This window comes from Micromonospora hortensis, assembly GCF_022230935.1.
GTDB lineage: Bacteria > Actinomycetota > Actinomycetes > Mycobacteriales > Micromonosporaceae > Micromonospora > Micromonospora hortensis.
Map to the genome: position 1 here is coordinate 1 of NZ_JAKKFE010000034.1, position 19,007 is coordinate 19,007.

The following is a 19,007-nucleotide window of genomic DNA, read 5'->3' on the forward strand; positions in this document are numbered from 1 at the left end:
AGGCGGGCAGGCGCGAGCGGCGCGGGCAGGCGCAAGCGCGGCCAGGCACGGGCAGGCGCGGGCGGGCAGGCGCGGGCAGGCGCAGACACCGGCAGGCGCGGGGCGCGGGGCGTGGTCGAGGTCAGGCGGAGGCGGGCGTGGGCGCGGGGCGCGTTCGAGGTCAGGCGGGGGCGGGCGTGGGCGTGGGGGATGCCGGGGTGGTCGTCGTGAGGCCGTCCTGATCCGTGGTGAGCAACCGGCGCAGGGAGAGCGCGACCAGCGACGCGACCAGGCAGCCGCCGACCACCGTCGCCACCCAGACCATGCCGTTGGCGGCGCCGATGAGCGGGCCGGCGGTCACCGGGCCGATCACACCGCTGATTCCGAAGATCATCGAACTCATGGCGTTGTACCGGCCGCGCAGCTCGTCGGTGGCCAGCGCGTTGGTCAGTGCGGGCATTACCGGTGACAGCATCGTCTCGCCGAAACCGAAGATGGCCGAGCAGAGCACCACGCACAGGGCGGCCAGCACGGCGTTCTCGGCACTGACCAGGCCGGCCGCGCCGAGGACCAGCCAGGCGGCGGCGAACACCGCTCCCACCACTGCCAACGCCCGGGTGCGGCTGCGCCCCTCGATCCGGCGGATCACCAGCAGTTGCGCGAGCACGATCATCACGGTGTTGGCCGCGAGTGCCCAGGCCACGACCCGGGGGTTCACCTCGGCCACCCGCACCGCGTACGCGGCGAAGCCCACCTCCACCTGCGCGTAGCCGCAGGTGGTGAGGATCAGCCCGAAGATCACCAGCCGCCGGAACGGGCGGTCGCGAAGCACCGTCAGGTAGCCACCGGCCGACGGCTCGTCGACGCCTCGACGTTTGCCGAGTCGGTGGCCCACCCCCGGCAGGGTGAGCAGGATCAGCGCCGGCATCAGGTAGGTCACCGCGTCCAGCAGGTAGATCGCCTGGAAGGTGCCGGGCCGGGCGGTGTCGACGATCGCGCCGGAGGTCATGCCGCCGATGCCGATGCCGAGGTTGAGCAGGGCGAAGTTCAACCCGAAGACGCGTTGCCGCTCATCGTCGTCGGTCAGCGACGCGAGGATGGTGTTCTGCCCGGACCAGATCGCCGAACTGCCGATGGCGATCACCGTCATCACCAGCAGGGCCGAGCCGGTGGAGTGGACCAGCGCCAACGACCCGGTGCCGATCGCCTCGATCAGCAGACAGGGCACCACCACCCGGCGGGCGCCGATCCGGTCGATCAGAGTCCCGCCCAGCGGCGACAGGGCCAGCGTGACCACGCCGTACCAGCCGATGACGAGCCCGGCACGGGTGTCGGTGAGCCCGCGTACGTCGGTCAGGTAGATGAAGAGGAACGGCAGGGTCAGACCCCGCCCGACCGCCGACAGCAGTGTGCCGAGGAGGATCCGGCGAGCTTCCGAACGGCGGGGCAGGGCACGACGCAGCATGCCGGCATTCTGTTCGGTGGGGCTGACGCCGCGCGAACCGTTTTGACCACGCCTCGCGGTCACCGGGACCGGCGGGTGACCAATCCCACGTTGATCCACTCGCCGTGATCGTGGCCGGTTGGTGTCCGCCGGGTCTGCGATGCTGGCGCGATGACCGGCACCTGGCGACATCTGCCCGCTACCGCCCGCGCCATCGCGTTGACCGCAACGACGGCCGTCGCCGCCGCCCAGGCACGCGACGGTGAGGCGTACGACGAGGCGGTCGGCGGTCTCGCCGCGGACGAGCGTTCCGGCCTGGTGCTCGGCGCGGTGGTCCGATTGCTGCTGGAGGAGAGCCATCCGGACGGGTTGACCGGCGACGACATCCGCCAGGTGTTGACCCGCTGCGTGCAGGAGTCGACGCGGTGGCGAACGGATGTCGACCCGCACGTCGTGCTCGTCCTGCTGGCCGGCGCGTTGGGCGTGTACGACCCCGAGAGCGACGAGTCACCGCCGGACGCGTCGACGCTGGCGCGACACGCTCCGCTGCTGGTGGCAGACCTGTTGGCGGCGACCAGCGTGCCGTTGGACGACTACCTGGCCGCCGCGTTCGCGGAGATCGAGCGCACCGAACGGCAGGACTGAGGTCGCGCGCACGGAGCGGCAGGACTGAGGTCGCGCGCACGGAGCGGCAGGACTGAGGTCGCGCGCACGGAGCGGCAGGACTGAGGTCGCGCACGCCGAGCGGCAGGACTGACCGGCCCGCGCCACCTCGAACGGGGTGGCGCGGACGGGTGTCAGGCCCGGTCGGGGGTCAGCTGCGCCACGACCTCCAGGTACTCCGCCGGGATGCGGACGGTGGCGTCGGTGGCGCGGTTGTGGGTGCGGGCCAGCTCCACCAGATCGGCGTGCAGGCCCGGGCGTCGCTCCTCGGGCAGTGCCTCGAACGCCTTCAACGTCGGCCCGTAGTTGACCCGGAAGAAGTCGGCGAACTCCTCCGGGGTGCCGAAGCGGAAGACGAACTCTCGGCGTACCGCCCGCAGTTCACCCACGGCCGCGCCGAGCAGTTCGCGGACCCGGCCCTCGTCGCCCCACTCGACCGGCGGGCGCAGCCCTGCCGGTGGCGGCACGTGCCGCCCCACGGTGCGGAACAGGTCGCCGATGAAGCCCTGCGGCGTCCACGACGCCAGCGCCACAGTGCCGCCGGGCCGGCAGACCCGGACCAGCTCGGCCGCCGCCCGCTCCTGGTCCGGCGCGAACATCACCCCGACGACGGAGAGGACCGCGTCGAAGGACCCATCGGCGTACGCCAGTCGCTCCGCGTCGCCGGTCACGAACGTGACCGGGAGTCGTTCCGCAGCGGCGCGGGCCTGGCCGCGTTCCAACAGTTCGGGTACGTAGTCGACGCCGGTCACGACGCAGCCGCAGCGGGCGGCGGCGATGGCGGCGTTGCCGGACCCGGTCGCCACGTCGAGTACGCGGGCGCCGGCCGACAGGTCGGCAGCGGTCACCAGAAGCTCGGAGATCGGGTGGATGAGCGCGGCGACCGCGCCGTAGTCACCGCTGGCCCAGGTCACCTGCTGGCGTGCCTTCACGGCGGTGAGATCGGGTGCGATGGTCATCGGTGGTCCCCCTCGGACGGTGTGGTGTGCCACTGACGTTAGGGGCGGTAGCCCCTCGGGGGATCGGTAGAAACACCTATACCAGCAGCTGAAGGCCGTCGGTGCGGTGTCCGATAGGCGTCACCGTGCAGGTGGCCGTCTCACTCCTGGTTCCAGGTGTCGGTCTGGATTGTCCGCTGGGAGCCCTGCTTGGACACCTGACCGCTGGCAATCGTCGCGCCGGACGCGTCCAGCGCCTCCACGACAAGGCCCGCGGTGGGACGGGGCACCCGCATGGCCGCCCCGGAGCCGCTGACGGCGCTCCGCGCCACCTCCTGCCCGTCGCGCAGGACACGCACCGTGGTGGCGGCTGCCGGCGTCACCACGAGCAGGAGCTGCTGACCCTCGCTACCGCCGGTTTCAACGCCGATGGGCACGGCCAGCACGCCGGCGGGATCGGTGGGGTCGGCCGTCGTGGTGAAGGAGGTGCCGGTGCCGAGCACGCCGTCGGACCGTGGCTGATCGGGGGCGATCGACACCTCACCGATCCAGTCGCCGCCCACAGTGGGAGCAGCCAGGACGGTCACCTGGCCGTCCTCCACGAAGCCCGCGCCAAATTGCGGGAGCAGATCCGCGACTACGAAGACGGGCTAGCCATCACCGAGCACCACTACACCGTCACCGAAGCCGTCACTGACTGGCTGACCTATGGACTCAACGGCCGATCAGACCGCACCAAGACTAAGTGCGAGATCCTGTGTCGTACCCACATCATCCCGGCGTTGGGCGCTCGGAAGCTGCGCGAGCTTCGCGCCCAGGGCGTCGACCGCTGGCCATGGACCGGATCATCCCCGGATCCGACAGAACGTAGGAAAGGTGTCCTGCCCTGCCCCACAGGGCAGGACACCTTGCACCCGTGTCCTACCGCAGGAGCTTGTGGAGGGTTTTCGCTACGGCCAAGCTGGCCATGGTCATAGTTACTAGACCACTGGCGATGCCTAGCAAGACGCATGGTCCCGTGCCCAGTGACGCCTGTGCCTGCACAGCGACGCTAACCCCGGCGGCCACACCGGCCAGGAGTCCGACCACGAAGGCGATCACGAGGATCAACAAGTGGCGTTCGGTCAAGAGGTAGCGGTGCTGGTCGAGCGCTAGTCGGTGTTCACCACCGATCGGATCCTGTGAACTCCGTGGCTGAGGCACCACGGCCGAGCGCTCCTGGCTGGCATTGAGGTCGCGGTTACTTCTGGCGGTGCTGTTGGACACGTGTGTCTCCTTGAGAGTGTGTGATGGCTGACGACTTACTTCGGGCGTGGCGTCCCATGTGCTACCTCGGACATGTCGCCCCACGTCGCGTTTGAGCGTCTGCCGGTTACCGCCAGCGAGACGCGCGACGTGGGGCGCTCTTCTCGGGGAAACGATCGACAGTGGGGCGGCGTCACGGTGTTTGAGAGGTTGTCACGTCGATTGAGTAGGCAAGGGCGTAGCGCCGGATATCGGCCTCATGCGCGGTTCCACGGGTCCCGTCGATGGGACTCATTGCCTAGCGGCAGGAAGGGGGCCTGAGCTGCATAAATGCCGAGAATCTATCGACCTGTGTGGATCGCTACTTTACTCAATCCATGGTTACTTCCGAGTAACTTGCTTTGCGCTACTCACGAGAGTAGGTCCAGTCTCGTTGACGGGAGCGAGATGTGAGCCATGAGAGTGAGGCGCGCACCTCGGACAGAACGGCCCTCTGTTACCGCAGGGGGCCGTTCGCTGTCGGTGCAAACCGTCGAATGGTCCTAGTCACTCAATTGGTCACCCAGGAAGCACTAGAGGGCACATCCATGAATCGGATGTGCCCTCTTACCTCTGGTCGGGGTGGCCGGATTCGAACCGACGACCTCTTCGTCCCGAACGAAGCGCGCTACCAAGCTGCGCCACACCCCGAGGCGTGCCGACAAATAGTAGCCCACCCGCCCCGATGGTCAAACTCGGTACCCCCGTCGCCCCGGCCAGCGGACGGCGCAGTGGTCAGCGGGGGATGAGGGTCAGGATGCTGGCTTCCGGGGGGCAGGCGAAGCGGATCGGGGCGGTCGGGTGGGTGCCCAGGCCGGCGGAGACGTGCAGCCAGGAGTCCGAGCCCGGCCACCGGTGCAGACCGCGCGCCATTGAGCGGGGCAGGCCGCAGTTGGTCACCAGCGCCCCGAAGCCCGGTACGCAGACCTGACCACCGTGGGTGTGCCCGGCCAGCAGCAGCCCGAAGCCGTCCGCCGCCATCTGGTCGAGCACCCGTGGCTCGGGTGAGTGTGTCAGCGCGATGGACAGGTCCGCCGAGGACGACACCGCGCCGGCCACGGAGGGGTAGTCGTCCCGGTCGATGTGCGGGTCGTCGACGCCGACGAGGTCGAGCTGTCGACCGCCAGCCTTCAGCATCGTCCGGGCGTTGTTGAGGTCCGCCCAGCCGGAGCCGATGAAGACCTGACGCAACTCCTCGTAGGGCAGTTCGACGCCCTCGGTGTACTCCCGGTCGGGCAGGAAGTAGGTGAACGGGTTCTTCAACACCGGCCCGGTGTAGTCGTTGGACCCGAACACGAACGCGCCGGGGTAGTCCAGCAGCGGTTGCAGGGCCCGCAGCACCCCGGGCACCGCGCCCGGGTGCGCCATGTTGTCGCCGGTGACCACCACCAGGTCGGGGTCGAGGGCGGCCAGCGACGCCACCCAGCGCTGCTTGCGCGCCTGGTCGGGCATCATGTGCAGGTCCGACAGGTGCAGCACGCGCAGCGGCTCCGCGTCGGCCGGGAGCACCGGCACGTCGTACCGCCGCAGGGTGAACATGTTGCGCTCGACGAGCGACGCGTACGCGAGGGTGGCCGCGCCGATCGTGGCGGTTCCGGCGGCGAGCCGGAATAGTGTGCGCTTTCGCATGGCGTTCAGGGTAGTTTGACCGTCCATGAGCACGCTGAAGGACCGCCTCACTGCCGACATGCGTTCCGCGCTCAAGGCGCGCGACGAGCTGACCACCTCCACCCTGCGGATGGCCCTGGCCGCCGTCGGCACCGCCGAGGTCGCCGGCAAGGCCAAGCGCGAGCTCACCGATGACGAGGTGCTCGCGGTGCTGACCAAGGAAGCCAAGAAGCGTCGGGAGGCGGCCACCGCCTTCGCCGACGCCGGGCGCGCCGAGCAGGCAGCGAAGGAGAGCGCCGAGGGTGAGGTGTTGGACCGCTACTTGCCCAGGCAGCTCTCGGACGCCGACCTGACCGAGCTGGTGTCGGGGGCGCTCGCCGCGGGCGGCTTCACCGGCAAGGCCCAGATGGGCCCGGCGATGAAGGCGGCCCAGGCCGCAGTGGCGGGCCAGGCCGAGGGTGGCCGGGTGGCCGCTGAGGTACGCCGACAGCTCGGTCTCTGACCCGGCAGGTCAGCGGGGTGGCACGACGGTTGTCGTAGCCGCCCGCCGGTCCGGACAGACGAAACGGGCGGGCACCCAAGGAGGGTGCCCGCCCGTTGTGTCCTACTCGTCGGCTCAGCCGCCGGGGCGACCTCCGGGTCGGCCCCCGGGCTGACCGCCCGGAGTCCCGTTGGTGTTGCCCGGCGTGCCGCCGCCGCTGCTGACCTCGATGGTGACCACGCCACCCTTGATCGTGCGTCCGTCCGGGCTGGTGCCGGCCGCGTCGCCCGCCTTGCAGGAGGACGGCACCTTCGTGCTGGAGACGACCGGCTCGAAGCCGGCACCCTTGAGCCGGGACTTCGCGGTGTCCACCGAGACACACTTCACGTCGGGGATGCTGCGCTGGTCACCAAGGGAGATCTTCTGACCCGGCGCCTCAAAGTCGATCTTCGGCTTGCCCTTCATGGCGTCCCGCAGCGTCTCCCAGACCGGCGGGTTGATGCCGTCCTGCTCCTTGTGCTTCATCTTCACGTTGGTCTGCGGCCAGTCCGGGTCGGCCATGATGCCGGCGACGGAGTACTGCTTGGTCATCGCGACCAGTGCGGCGGTCTTCTCCGAGTCGGTGGTGCCGGACTTGCCGGCCACCGGGTAACCGACGTCGCCACGGACGTTTCCGGCGGTCGCCCCCGTGCACCGGGAGGACGACGACTTGTCACCGACCGGGCACCGGGCCGCGTCCACAGCGGCGCGGGCCACCTCGGTGCTGAACCGCTTCTCGCAGCGCGGGTTGGCGATGTCCAGCTTGTTGCCCTCCGGGTCGCGGATCTCCTGCACCGGGATCGGTTCGCAGTACTTGCCGTCCGCGGCGAGGGTGGCGTAGGCGTTGGCCAGATCCAGCGGAGTGGTCTGCGAGACGCCCAGGGTGAAGGCGCCCCACTGGTGCGCGCCCTTCTCCAGATCCAGGTCTTCCTGGGCCCGGAAGTTGATGCCCAGCCGCTTGGCGGCCTTGACCACGTTCTCGGCGCCGACCTGCTGTTGGAGCGGCACGAAGTAGGTGTTCACCGAGCGGCCGAACGCGCTCCACATGTTGTGTACGCCGGCCATGCTCTCGGTCGAGTTGGTGGGGCAGTAGAGGTTGGTCCCCGGGCAGGCGGCTGGGCCGGGCTGGATGATGTATTCCGACCGGAACTGCTTGGGCGCGTTGATGGTGTGGCCGAGCGGGATGCCCTTTTCCAGCGCCGCGACGATGGTGAACATCTTGAACGTCGACCCGGCCTGGTAGCCGGTGATGCCGTCACCGCCGGTGAGCAGCGGGTTGACCGTCGCCGGGTAGTTGCCCCGAATCTTCTTCTTGCTCTTCGCGGGATCGCTGGAGATCTTGTTCTTCGGGTTCTTCGGGTCGTCGAGCTTGAACTGCCTGTTGACCGCGAGCGCCCGGACCCGGCCGGTGCCCGGCTCGATCACGGCGACCATTGCCGCTTCCTTGCTGTTCACGCTCTTGGCCTTACGGACCGCCTTGTCCGCGGCGCGCTGCGCCTTGATGTCGATAGAGGTGACGACGTTGTAGCCGCCGCTCTTCAGCCGGCGCTCCCGGTCGTACCTGGTCGAGCCGAACGTCTCCTGATCCATCCACCAGCGGTAGAAGTAGTCGCAGAAGAAGCCCCACTCGTTGACGTTGGCGGCGACGCAGCCGTTCGGGGTGCGCTTGTCCTTCACGACCAGCTTGATCGCCTTGGCGGCGTCGGCCTCCTGCTGGGTGATGGCCTTGATGTCGGCCATGTTCTGGATGACGTAGTCGCGACGGTCCTTGGCGAGCGGGTAACCCGCCTCGGTGGTCGGGTCGTTCGTCGTCGGCGCCTTGACCATGCCGGCCAGCAGCGCCGCCTCCTCGATCTTGAGCTTGCTCGGCGGCTTACCGAAGTAGACCTGGCTGGCGGCGTAGATGCCGTACGCGCCGTTGCCGAACGAGGCGAGGTTGAGGTAGCGGGTGAGGATCTCGTCCTTGGAGAATTCCTTGTCGACCTGGAGGGCCAGCCGCATCTCGCGAAGCTTGCGGGCGCTGGTGTCCTCGGTGGCCGCGACGACGTCGGCTGGGTGGGTGGCCGAGTAGGCGATGGCCAGCCGGACGTACTGCATGGTCAGCGTCGACGCGCCCTGGCGGCCGGAGCCCTCGCTCTGGTTGTTGACGAACGCGCGGGCGACACCGTTGATGTCGACGCCGTTGTGCTTGTAGAAGTCGTGGTCCTCGGCCGCGATGATGGCCTTCTGCATGAACGGCGAGATGTCGGCGAGCTTCACGTCTCGTCGGTTCTCGTCGTACATGGTCGCGAGCGGTGTCTTGCCGTCCGACGCCAACAGATAGCTGATCTGTGGCGCGCGGGCCACCGTCAGCTCCGTGGGCAGGGCGCCGAACGTCTCGGCGCCGGCCTTCGCGGCCAGGCCGGACATCGCCACCGCGGGGAAGGCCGCCGCAGCGACCACCACGCCGGCCAGCAGGCCGCACACCAGCAGCGATGCGGCATTGGTCAGCACATTGTGGTCACGTTTCCGCATCCAGGTCACCTCGGCATGGTACGCGAGTAGGGAACGAGGGGCGCCTGGGCGTTGTTGCCCCATTTCCTGCGCGCGCTGCCCTCGTTGTGCTAAACGCACGACCCCCGGTGCTTGGTTGCGTGTGACCCGGCGTGAGTCTCCTCCGATTCGGTGAGGCGGCGCAGCGTTATCGCCGACCTCGGCGGGGTAACCGGCGGTCGAAGGCCCGGGAAGCCGGGAGTGTCCGGAATGATGGATTTCGTCGACAACGTTGCGTAATCAGTCGACTACAGAGCATGATGGGGGCGGCGACAGCGCCACATGTCGTCCGTGCCGCCTTGGGGAAGGCGAGCGGGCGATCGGGGGGAATTGCCGGCTGGCGTGTATCGACGAGGTCGGTAGGTACTGCAAGGGGGGACGTGTACACATGGGCATGATCACTGACTGGCCGTCGCTGGCGGCGTGTCAGAACGGGGACCCGGACGCGTTGTTCGTACAGGGCGCCGAACAGAACGTGGCGAAGCGGATCTGCCGGAGCTGCCCAGTTCGGTACGAGTGCCTGGCCGACGCGCTGGACAACCGGATCGAGTTCGGTGTGTGGGGCGGCATGACCGAACGCGAACGACGGGCGCTCCTGCGTCGACACCCGCAGGTGACGAGCTGGCGCAAGATGTTCGAGGCCGCGATGAAGAAGAACAGCAAGGACAAGGCCGGCAAGGACAAGATTCTCGTCAGCGCGGCCAACTGACGCCGGTCACGGCCGGCTGATCGCCGCGCCGATCGTCCGTAGCCCGTCGACGTCGTGCACGTCGGCGGGCTGCGCCGTGACCGAAACCGCCGGCACGGCAGGGAACGCCTCGGTGAAGCGCGCGGCGACCTGCTGCTCGCGTACCGCCTGGCGAGCCAACGCCGCGTGCGCCCGCAGCACGTCGGCGGTGGCCTCATGCCCACCCAGCTCGGTCAGCCGCTCGGCGGCGACCCGGCTCCGCTCGGCGTCCAGCTCCGGAACCGCCGGGCGGTGCACCCGGTTGAGCACCAGGCCGGCCAGCGGCATCCGCTCGTCCCGCAGCCGACCCGCGAAGTAGGCGGCCTCCCGGACCGCGTCCGGCTCCGGCGTCGCAACCAGCAGAAAAGCCGTCTCCCGTGCCTGCAGGATGCGGTACGTCTGCTCGGCGCGCTGCCGGAAACCACCGAACATCGAATCGAGTGCCGCCACGAAGCCGGACAGGTCGGTGAGCAGCTGCGCGCCGAGCACCTTCTGCACCACCTTCGAGAACATCCCGAACGAGGCCGTGACCAGGCTGAACATGCTCCGACCGCCGCTGCGCGCCGGGGCCAGCAGCAGTCGCAGCATCCGGCCGTCGAGGAAGCGGGAGAGCCGAGCCGGCGCATCCAGGAAGTCCAGTGCCGAGCGGGACGGCGGAGTGTCCACCACGATCAGGTCCCACTCGCCCCGGGCGTGCAACTGGCCCAGCTTCTCCATCGCCATGTATTCCTGGGTGCCGGCGAAGGTCGAGCTCATCGCCTGGTAGAACGGGTTCGCGAAGATCTCCGCGGCCTTCGTCGGGTCGGTGTGTTGCAACACCACGTCGTCGAAGGTGCGCTTCATGTCGAGCATCATGGCGTGCAACTCGCCGCCGCTGCTCTCGACGTCGATCCCCTTGACCTGGCGAGGGGTGTTGTCCAGCTCGGTCAGGCCCAGCGACTGGGCCAGCCGGCGGGCCGGGTCGATGGTGAGCACCACAGTGCGCCGGCCGTGGTGCTCGGCGGCCCGCAGCGCCAGCGCCGCGGCCGTGGTCGTCTTTCCCACTCCGCCGGCACCGCAGCACACGACGATCCGCACGCCGGGGTCGGCGAGGATCTGGTCGACGTCCAGCTGCGGCGCCGCGTCTTCGGAAGGCACCAATCGAGCGTATCGGGCCGGTGGGGCCGCGCGCCCGTGCTGCGCTCAGGTGTGAGTCATTCGGCGCGGACGAGGGCCTGGGCCAGCGTCGCGAGCCCCGCCCGATCAACCCCGTCGGGCAGCAACGGCAGCTCGATCATCGGCAGCCCCAACTCCACCAGGTCGGCGCGGAGCGAATCTTCCAGTTCGCGACGGATGAGCTGGTCGCGCGCCTCATCGTGCAACCCGGCCACGATGTCCTGATCGGCCGGCAGCCCGGCGGCGACCAGCCCGCGTTTCAACTCGGCGGCGGTGACCGCCGCTCCGGCGGGCAGCGGCGGTCGGACCCCGTTGACGAGCACCTTCCCGACACCGAAGCCGAGAGTGGTCAGGTCGGCGATCGCGTCGACAGTCTCCTGGATCGGCATCTCCTCCAGCAGCGTGACCACGTGCACAGCGGTCATCGGGGACCGCAGCAACGCCGCGACCCCCTCGCTCTGGGTCTTGATCGGGCCCACCTTGGCCAGCCGGGCGGTCTCCGCCGTCACGTTGAGGAACCGGCCGATCCGCCCGGTCGGCGGGGCGTCCAGCACCACCGCGTCGTACGCGCGCCGCTGCCCCGTGGTGCGGGTGGTGGCCTCCTTCACCTTGCCGGTGAGGAGGACGTCCCGCAGGCCGGGCGCGATGGTGGTGGCGAAGTCGATGGCGCCGAGCTTGCGCAGTGCCCGGCCCGCCGCGCCCAGTTTGTAGAACATGTCCAGGTACTCGAGCAGCGCCTCCTCGGCGTCCACAGCGAGCGCACGCACCTCACCGCCGTCCGGCGCGTCGGCGAGGTGCCGCTCCTCGTAAGGCAGCGGCTCGATGCCGAACAGTTGGGCGATGCCCTGCCGCCCCTCGACCTCGACCAGCAGGGTGCGCCGGCCGCCGGCGGCGAGCGCGAGGGCCAGCGCCGCCGCCACGCTGGTCTTACCGGTGCCGCCCTTGCCGGTCACCACGTGGAGACGGGCGGGCCATCCGGTACCGGCCGGGTCGATCGGACGCTCAGCTGCACACACCCGTCGAGCCTATCCAGGCTGTGCGGTCAGGCGACCTCGCAGACCCACCAACCCGTCTTCTGCACCACAGTGAAGCGCAACTCCTGGTCGGCCACCTTCTCGTCGGCTGTGGTCATGGTGAGCCGGGTGGAGACGGTGGCCCGTTCCCCGGTCTGGTTGTCCACCTTCGGGGTGGTCCACCGGAAGCGCGGGTTCTGGTAGGTGGAGGCGTACTTCTCCACCTCGGCAACCTTCGCGGCGATCTTGTCGTCGTCACGGGAAGCGGCGCAGACGTGATCCGCCGCCTTCGTCGCGTCGCGATCCTTGTAGACAGCGGTGAGGAACTCGTCGACGGCGACCGCCGGCTCCTTGGCGCCCTCGCCGGTCTCGGCGTCGCGCAGGGTCAGGAAGGCCACCACGCCACCTCCCACGCAGAGCACCATGATCACGACCAGGGCGATTGCCGCGATCAGCAGACCGCGCTTCTTCTTCGGCGCGGCCGTGCTCGGGTAGGGCGGATAGGCCGGCGGGGCCGGCGGAATCGACGAGGAGTTCGGGGCACCCGGCTGCGTCGACGCGGCGGCCGAGGTGGTGCCGCCAGGCGCTTCCGGTTGCCCAGCGCCGCCAGGCTGCCCCGGAAAGCCCGGCTGGCTGGGGCCGGCAGGCTGCCCCGGGAAGGCTGGCTGGCTGGGGCCGCTGGGCTGCCCGGGAAAGGCCGGTGAGGTGGGGGCGGCGGGAAGTGCCGGCTGGGCGGGGGAGGCGGGGAGGGCGAGCTGCCCGGGCGGCGGAGCGGGGGCCGGCTGGCTGGGGATGGTCGGCGCGCCGGGCTGGCCGGCGGGATCCGGGTGGACCGGCGGGTGAGCGGGTGTGCCGGCCTGGTCGCCGCTGGGCGGGTGGGTCATGTCGTTCCCCCAGGGGTGCGGCGCCCGCCGCCACCCCTGGCGCCGAGCGTGATCGAGCGGGCGGCCGGGCGCTGCGCGACCGTCCGACCGGAAGGGTAGCGGTCGATGACCGGATCGGTGTCGCCCCTGCCCGCCGAGCGGCCCAGCGATCCGGTGAGCGGTACCCGCTGCGGTTTCGGTGTCGGGCCCCCGACCTGCGGTGTGTCGCATATGTGACTGTTGGTGACCTCTTGTGCGCGTCCTGTTGGCGGGACCGCAGCCACAGACCTACCTTCGTCCCGGTGCGGGGGCCGGAACGGACGAATGGGTCCGGGCCGGAAGCATGGTCCGAGAGGTACGACCGGAGGCAGTGCATGCGCGACGCGGACAACATCCCTCGCACCCAGTTCCCGACGAACGACCGGCCCCGCCGGCTCGGGTCCGTGGGCGAGGCCGGCGGGCAGGTCACCAACCAGCCGATCAACGAACGGTCGTACCGCCGGATGCCGGAGCAGGCGGAGCCGGCCCAGGTGCCCAGCCAGCCCGCCGAGCGGACCCGCGAGGACGACGAGCCGGGCTTCGTCATCCACCTGCCGATCCGGGTGCCGAATCTGGCCGCGGCGACCGTGCTGGCCGGCCGGGTCGCTGTGTCCCTGGGCTTCCTGCCCGAGCTGGACGCCGGCGAGACCACAGTCTCCAACGCCGACGATCAGAACAACCGGCACCGGGTCTTCTGCGACCTGCTGCTGCCCGACCGGTCCCGCTGCCCCCAGGGGTACGAGCACGAAGGGCGCTGCGGGGAGCTGCCGGCCGCGCCGGAGCAGCGTCCCGTACCTCGTCCGGCCAGCGGACCGTAGGCTGTCCCTCGAACAATTCCGCACCGAGAGGGAGCCCTTCAGCGATGCAGAAGTGGGAATACTCCACGGTCCCGCTGCTGGTCCACGCGACCAAGCAGATCCTCGACAACTGGGGCGAGGACGGGTGGGAGCTCGTCGCCGTGGTCCCCGGCCCGAATCCGGACCAGCTGGTCGCCTACCTGAAGCGGCCCAAGGCGTGAGCAACGGTCCGCACGCGAAGCTCGCCGAGCTGGGTCTCGACCTGCCCGAGGTCGTGCCGCCGGTGGCCAGTTACGTCCCGGCCGTGCAGTCCGGGCAGCACGTGTACGTTTCCGGCCAGTTGCCGATGGCCGAGGGCAAGTTGCTGGCGACCGGCAAGGTCGGCGCCGGGATCTCCGCCGAGCAGGCGAAGGATCTGGCCCAGCGGTGCGCGCTCAACGCGCTGGCCGCTGTCGACTCGCTGGTCGGCCTGGAGAACGTGGTGAAGGTGGTCAAGGTGACCGGGTTCGTGGCCTCCGCGCCCGGCTTCACCGGTCAGCCCGCCGTGATCAACGGTGCCTCGGATCTCTTCGGCACCGTCTTCGGGGAGGCCGGCCGCCACGCGCGCAGTGCCGTAGGTGTGGCCGAGTTGCCGCTGGACGCCCCGGTGGAGATCGAGCTGATCGTCGAGGTCGCCTGACCCGTCACCATTGCCCCGCGATCTTGCACTTTCTGCTTGGACGAAAGCCCCCAATCGGGATGAACCAGGGGCCGCGAGTGCAAGATCGTGGGGTGTGGCGGGCGGGGTCGTACGATCGCAGCCATGAGCGGGCACGTGACGGGGGCGGTAGCGGCGCTTGCCGACGAGTTGCCCTGCTGGGTTTCACTGCTGCGTGCGCCGAATCCGGGGCCGATGACCCTCGACGGCACCAACACCTGGGTGCTGCGCGCCCCGGCGGCCGAGTCCGGCATCGTGGTCGACCCGGGGCCGGCGGACGAGGGGCACCTGACAGGGATCGCCGAGCACGGCCCGGTCGGGCTGATCCTGATCACCCACGGCCACCCCGACCACACGGAGGGCGCGGCCCGGCTGAGTGAGCTGCTCGGCGGCGTGCACGTGCTCGCCGCCGACCCGGCGCACACCATCGGTGGTGAGCCGCTGACCGAGCCGGGCGAGCACTTCGGCGGCTTCGGTCTGCGCATCAGTCTTCTGCAGACGCCAGGGCACACCGCCGACTCGGTCTGCTTCCTGGTCGAGCACGGCGACGAGCGGGTGGTGCTCACCGGTGACACCATCCTCGGCCGGGGCACCACCGTGGTAGCCCATCCCGACGGTCACCTCGGTGACTACCTGAGCAGCCTGGAGCTGCTGTCCACGTACCGGGGGATCCCGGCGCTGCCTGGACACGGCCCGGCACTGGCCGACTGCGCCGCCGCCGCCGACTTCTACCTCGCCCACCGCCGGGCCCGGCTCGACCAGGTCCGGGCGGCGGTCGCCGCCGGCGCCCACACCCCCGCCGACGTGGTGGCGACGGTCTACGCGGACGTGGACCGCTCACTCTGGTGGGCGGCCGAATGGTCGGTCCGGGCCCAACTGGAGTATCTGGGCGTCGACACCGGGGAATCCGCGCCCGGGGTCAGTGGGTTGGAGCACATGTGACCTGCCCCGTGTGTGGAACCGTTGCCGTTCCCGGCGCGCGGTTCTGCCACAACTGTGGCGCCGCGCTGCCGGCCGCCGCCACGTTGCCGGCGGCCGAGCGCCGGGTGGTCACCGTGCTCTTCGGTGACCTCTCCGAGTTCACCTCCTGGTCGGAGGATCTCGACCCGGAACGCGTCGGCGCGGTCACCGACCGGGTGCTCGCCGCCCTCGCCGGCGCGGTGAAGACGTTCGGCGGGCACGTCGACAAGCTGACCGGTGACGGCATCATGGCGGTCTTCGGCGCCCCGGTGGCGCACGAGGACGACGCCGAACGCGCCGTCCGAGCCGCACTGTCCATGCAACGGGCCGTCCGCCGGGTGCTCGACGACGAGCGGGGAGGCGGCGCGCCGCTCGGGCTGCGGGTCGGGCTGAACACCGGCGACGTCATCGCGGGCATCCAGGCCGCCATCGAATACACGGTCATCGGCGACACGGTGAACACCGCGGCCCGGCTCGCCGACGCCGCCGCCGTCGGAGCCGTCTACGCCGGTGGTCGTACCGCCGCCGCGACCAGGCACGTCTCCTCCTGGCGGGCGCTGCGCCCGCTGCGGCTCAAGGGCAAGCGTGAGCCGGTCGAGGCGTACGAGCTGCTGGGTCTGCTGGACGCGCCGGGCACCCGCTCGGGGCTCGGCGACGAGGCGCCGTACGTCGGCCGGGAGACGGAGATCGGTCGGGTCGCCGGCCGACTCGCCGAGGTGATCGACCAGGGCGATCCACGGGTGCTGCTGATGACCGCCGAGGCGGGCATCGGGAAGTCCCGTTTCGCCGCCGAGGTGGAGCGCCTCGCCGCCGGGTACGACGTCGGTGCTGGCCGCTACGCGGCGCACACCGGTGCCCGGGTGCTCTCGGTGCGCTGTGCCGCCTTCGGGGAGCGGCGACGCCTTGCGCCCCTGGCCGATCTGGTGCGGGCCGCCGTCGGTCTGCCCAGCGACGCGTCCACAGCGCTGACCCGCCCGGCGGTCGAGGAGCGGCTGCGCCGACTCGGGCAGCGGCTCGCCCGCTCCGGTGCGGAGACACCGCCGATCGCCACGGAGCAACTGCTGGCCCTGCTCGGCTACGCCGAACTTCCGGCACACGGTGGCAACGACAGCGGCGAGTGGGGTGGGTCGGGCACTCCGGCGGCGGACGCCGAGGTGGTGCCGAACGCTGTCGCCGACCTGCTCAGTGGGCTCGCCTCGGAGGCGCCGCTGGTGATCGTGGTGGACGACCTGCACGACGCCACCGCCGAGACGATCAGTGCCCTCGGATTGACCCTGTCCAGGCTCACCGGCCCGGTGCTGGTGCTGCTGCTCGGCCGCCCCGAGCTGGTGCGCACCGCCGGCGCGCTGACCCGGGTCGCGGACGCCGAGGTGCACTCGCTGCCGCCGCTGCGCGGTGCCGACGCGGCCCGGCTGCTCACCACTTACCTTGGCGGCGGCAAGCTGCCGCAGGCCGACACCGACCGTCTGCTCGCCACCGCGCAGGGCAATCCGTTCTACCTGGCTGAGCTTGTCACCCTGCTTATCGAACGAGGGGCGCTCACCACCGAATCAGTGCGCGGCACCGCCTCGACGCGGGGTGCCGCGGTGGATCGGGTCGGCTCCGGCGAGCGGGAGCAGGGCGGGTCGACCGGCTGGCGGCTGGTACCGGGCTCGCTGGGCAGCCGGCTGCTCTCCCGGGACCTCGCCGCCGTTCTCGCGGCCCGGATCGACGCGTTGCCGCCGGACGCCCGTTCGGTGCTGCGCGACGCGGCGGTCACCGGTGACACGGTGCCGACCGGCGCGCTGGAGGCGATGCGGGAGCAGCGCGGCGGTCGCGACGGTCGGCCGTCGGCAGTGGTCGCGGTCGAGCTCGACCGGGCGGTCGAGGAGTTGCTGCAACGCCGCATGCTGCACCGCTCGCGTGCCGGCTACTCGTTCGCCACACCGCTCATGCGGGAGGCCGCGTACGCAGGCGTGAGCAAGGCCGAGCTGGCCGAGCGGCACGCGGCGCTGGCCCGCTGGGCGGCACCAGCGGACGAAACCACTGCCAGCAGTGTGGGCGGGTTCACCGACGAGGCCCGGGACGACTTCGTGGCGACGCACGTCGAGCGGGCCGCCACGCTCGCCGACGCGGTGAAGCTCCGCCCGGACGCGCCGGCCCGAGCTGTGGTCCCGCTCGGCGTCGCCGCGCTGGGCCGGGCCGCCCGCCGGTCGCTCTCCGCCGGTGAGCCGGCAATGGCCGTCGAGTACGCCGAGCGCGCCACCGAACTGGCCCGCGACGGGGTGCCGGCAGCCGATCGGGTGGTGCACGCCCGAGCGCTGCTCCAGGTCGGCCGGGTCACCGACGCGTTGGCGTACGCCGAGAAGATCGCCGCGAACGCGGGGGACGAGGTCACCCGGGTCAGCGCCCTGCTGTTGGCGGGGCAGGCGCAGGAGACCCTCGGCGATCAGGGTCGGGCGGTGACCGCCTGGCAGGAGGCGTTGCAGGTGGCCACCGAGGGTCGGCTGCCCACGCAGCGTGCCACGGCGATGCGCCGGCTCGGCATGGCCGACTTCGTGGCGGGGCGGCTGAGTCAGGCGAGTAGCCGGTTGGCGGCCGCGTACCAGGTCAGCCTCGGTGCGCAGGACCGACGCGGGCAGGCGTGGTCCCTACAGAACCTGGCCTGGGTGACCACCACCCGGGGTGACTTCGCCGGGACCGACGCGGTGCTCGGCCGGGCCGCCCGGCTCTTCGCCGAGCTGAAGGACCCGTACGGGCGGGCCTGGCTGCGCGGCACCACTGCGTTCGCGCGGCTGCTCGCCGGTCGACTGCGCGAGGCGTGTCGGATGGCGCAGGTGTTCCTGCCGTTCGGCGAACGGGTCGGCGAGGCGTGGGCGGTGGGCACGTTGCGCGCGGTGGCGGCGTTCGCCACTGCCGAACTGGGTGACCTGGCTGAGGCCGACCGGGAGGCCCGGCGGGCGTACCGGGAGTTCGCCGCCGCGTCCGACGACTGGGGGCGGGGGTTCGCCCTGGTGGTCCGGGCGGTGGTGGCGCGCGGGTTGGGCGAGCCGGAGCACGCGGCGGACCTGCTCACCGACGCCCTGGCGTACGCGGAGCGCACCTCGCATCCGCTGCTCACCGGGATGGCCGGCACACTGCGCGGCTTCGTCGCGTTGGACATGGGCGACTGCGAGACGGCCGAGCGGGTGGCCCGCGCGGTGCTGACCGCAGTGGAGCCGCACAACCCGCAGGCGCCGGCGCAGGTGGCGCCCCGGGTGCTGCTGGCGACGGCCCGTCTCGCGGCCGGCGACTCGGCGACAGCGGTCGGGCTGCTCGCCCCGGTGGCCACGGCCGCCGCGAACGCACCGTCGCTGCTCTTCTCCCGCCGTCAGACGATGGCCCAGTACGCTGCGGCGTTGCTCGCTCACGGTCAGCGGGAGCAGGCGTTGGACTGGGCCCGCCGAGCGGTCACCGCACCGGCCGAGGACGTGCGCAGCCAGGTGATCGCGGCGAGTGTGCTGGCCGAGGCGCTGGCCGCCTGCGGTCGTCCGGCGGAGGCGCTGTCCTGTGCGCAGGAGGCGGTCCGCCTGGCGTACGCCACAGAGCAGCGCAGTGAACGAGCCGCAGCCGACGCCCTCCACACCCGCCTGACCGCCCTGGTCTAACCCCACCCCTCACCCTCCGCTGTTGATCAAGAGGTTTGCGTCAGGAGTCGGGAGGTCGATGACCGAAATCTCTTGATCAACGTGAACCAGTGCGGGCAGTTTGCCGGTTCTGGGGATGTGGTGGTCGGGGGGAGCGGCTAGCGTGTCACCACCGCGTACGGG

Annotated in this window: 16 protein-coding genes, 1 tRNA gene and 1 pseudogene; 8 read left to right on the forward strand and 10 right to left on the reverse strand. The window is 70.9% G+C overall.

What is annotated here, in order from left to right:
- Nucleotides 1–160: 160 nt before the first annotated feature.
- Nucleotides 161–1,444: an MFS transporter gene (locus NIE111_RS24030; RefSeq protein WP_238686614.1), complete on the reverse strand. Its 1,284-nt coding sequence runs from the start codon at nt 1,442–1,444 to the stop codon at nt 161–163.
- A gap of 150 nt (nt 1,445–1,594) precedes the next feature.
- On the opposite strand from NIE111_RS24030, the gene NIE111_RS24035 reads away from it, so the two are divergent.
- On the forward strand, nt 1,595–2,068 hold the full coding sequence (locus NIE111_RS24035) for a hypothetical protein (RefSeq protein WP_238686615.1): 474 nt from the start codon (nt 1,595–1,597) through the stop codon (nt 2,066–2,068).
- Between the two features lie 152 nt (nt 2,069–2,220).
- On the opposite strand, the gene NIE111_RS24040 is transcribed toward NIE111_RS24035, so the two are convergent.
- From NIE111_RS24040 to NIE111_RS24065, 5 genes are all read right to left on the reverse strand, one after another.
- Complete coding sequence (locus tag NIE111_RS24040; protein WP_238686616.1) at nt 2,221–3,045, reverse strand: class I SAM-dependent methyltransferase; 825 nt, start codon at nt 3,043–3,045, stop codon at nt 2,221–2,223.
- 140 nt (nt 3,046–3,185) lie between these two features.
- Nucleotides 3,186–3,611 (reverse strand): hypothetical protein, encoded by a 426-nt coding sequence (locus tag NIE111_RS24045; RefSeq protein WP_238686637.1) that lies wholly within the window; start codon nt 3,609–3,611, stop codon nt 3,186–3,188.
- Between the two features lie 334 nt (nt 3,612–3,945).
- Nucleotides 3,946–4,290 carry a hypothetical protein gene (locus tag NIE111_RS24055; protein WP_238686638.1) on the reverse strand — a complete coding sequence of 115 codons (345 nt, stop codon included), beginning with the start codon at nt 4,288–4,290 and terminating at the stop codon, nt 3,946–3,948.
- 592 nt (nt 4,291–4,882) lie between these two features.
- Nucleotides 4,883–4,959: transfer RNA gene (locus NIE111_RS24060), tRNA-Pro, on the reverse strand.
- An 84-nt stretch (nt 4,960–5,043) separates the two neighbouring features.
- Nucleotides 5,044–5,937, reverse strand: a complete 894-nt coding sequence (locus NIE111_RS24065; protein ID WP_238686617.1) for a metallophosphoesterase — start codon at nt 5,935–5,937, stop codon at nt 5,044–5,046.
- 25 nt (nt 5,938–5,962) lie between these two features.
- Between NIE111_RS24065 and NIE111_RS24070 the strand changes: the two genes are divergently transcribed.
- Nucleotides 5,963–6,418 carry a GatB/YqeY domain-containing protein gene (locus NIE111_RS24070; RefSeq protein ID WP_196929129.1) on the forward strand — a complete coding sequence of 152 codons (456 nt, stop codon included), beginning with the start codon at nt 5,963–5,965 and terminating at the stop codon, nt 6,416–6,418.
- A gap of 114 nt (nt 6,419–6,532) precedes the next feature.
- On the opposite strand, the gene NIE111_RS24075 is transcribed toward NIE111_RS24070, so the two are convergent.
- Nucleotides 6,533–8,950 carry a penicillin-binding protein gene (locus NIE111_RS24075; RefSeq protein ID WP_238686618.1) on the reverse strand — a complete coding sequence of 806 codons (2,418 nt, stop codon included), beginning with the start codon at nt 8,948–8,950 and terminating at the stop codon, nt 6,533–6,535.
- Between the two features lie 406 nt (nt 8,951–9,356).
- On the opposite strand from NIE111_RS24075, the gene NIE111_RS24080 reads away from it, so the two are divergent.
- Nucleotides 9,357–9,677 carry a WhiB family transcriptional regulator gene (locus NIE111_RS24080; RefSeq protein ID WP_030328078.1) on the forward strand — a complete coding sequence of 107 codons (321 nt, stop codon included), beginning with the start codon at nt 9,357–9,359 and terminating at the stop codon, nt 9,675–9,677.
- 6 nt (nt 9,678–9,683) lie between these two features.
- On the opposite strand, the gene bagB is transcribed toward NIE111_RS24080, so the two are convergent.
- From bagB to NIE111_RS24095, 3 genes and pseudogenes are all read right to left on the reverse strand, one after another.
- Nucleotides 9,684–10,835: an ArsA family ATPase gene (gene bagB / locus NIE111_RS24085; RefSeq protein ID WP_238686619.1), complete on the reverse strand. Its 1,152-nt coding sequence runs from the start codon at nt 10,833–10,835 to the stop codon at nt 9,684–9,686.
- 53 nt (nt 10,836–10,888) lie between these two features.
- A complete protein-coding gene (bagA, locus tag NIE111_RS24090; RefSeq protein WP_238686620.1) occupies nt 10,889–11,866 on the reverse strand; it encodes an ATPase BagA in 978 nt (325 codons plus the stop codon).
- Between the two features lie 26 nt (nt 11,867–11,892).
- Nucleotides 11,893–12,483: pseudogene (locus tag NIE111_RS24095) on the reverse strand (Rv0361 family membrane protein); the annotation flags it as partial.
- A 617-nt stretch (nt 12,484–13,100) separates the two neighbouring features.
- On the opposite strand from NIE111_RS24095, the gene NIE111_RS24100 reads away from it, so the two are divergent.
- From NIE111_RS24100 to NIE111_RS24120, 5 genes are all read left to right on the forward strand, one after another.
- Entirely contained in the window at nt 13,101–13,583 is a 483-nt protein-coding gene (locus NIE111_RS24100) for a hypothetical protein (RefSeq protein ID WP_238686621.1), read from the forward strand.
- Between the two features lie 44 nt (nt 13,584–13,627).
- On the forward strand, nt 13,628–13,783 hold the full coding sequence (sp36, locus tag NIE111_RS24105; RefSeq protein ID WP_007466198.1) for a Sp36 family protein: 156 nt from the start codon (nt 13,628–13,630) through the stop codon (nt 13,781–13,783).
- Complete coding sequence (locus NIE111_RS24110) at nt 13,780–14,241, forward strand: RidA family protein (RefSeq protein ID WP_091403351.1); 462 nt, start codon at nt 13,780–13,782, stop codon at nt 14,239–14,241. Before sp36 ends, NIE111_RS24110 begins: the two co-directional genes overlap by 4 nt.
- Nucleotides 14,242–14,364: 123 nt before the next feature.
- The gene (locus tag NIE111_RS24115; protein ID WP_238686622.1) at nt 14,365–15,201 is read left to right on the forward strand and encodes an MBL fold metallo-hydrolase; all 837 of its coding nucleotides are present in this window, start codon (nt 14,365–14,367) and stop codon (nt 15,199–15,201) included.
- Nucleotides 15,198–18,845, forward strand: a complete 3,648-nt coding sequence (locus NIE111_RS24120) for an adenylate/guanylate cyclase domain-containing protein (RefSeq protein ID WP_238686623.1) — start codon at nt 15,198–15,200, stop codon at nt 18,843–18,845. Before NIE111_RS24115 ends, NIE111_RS24120 begins: the two co-directional genes overlap by 4 nt.
- Nucleotides 18,846–19,007: the final 162 nt, after the last annotated feature.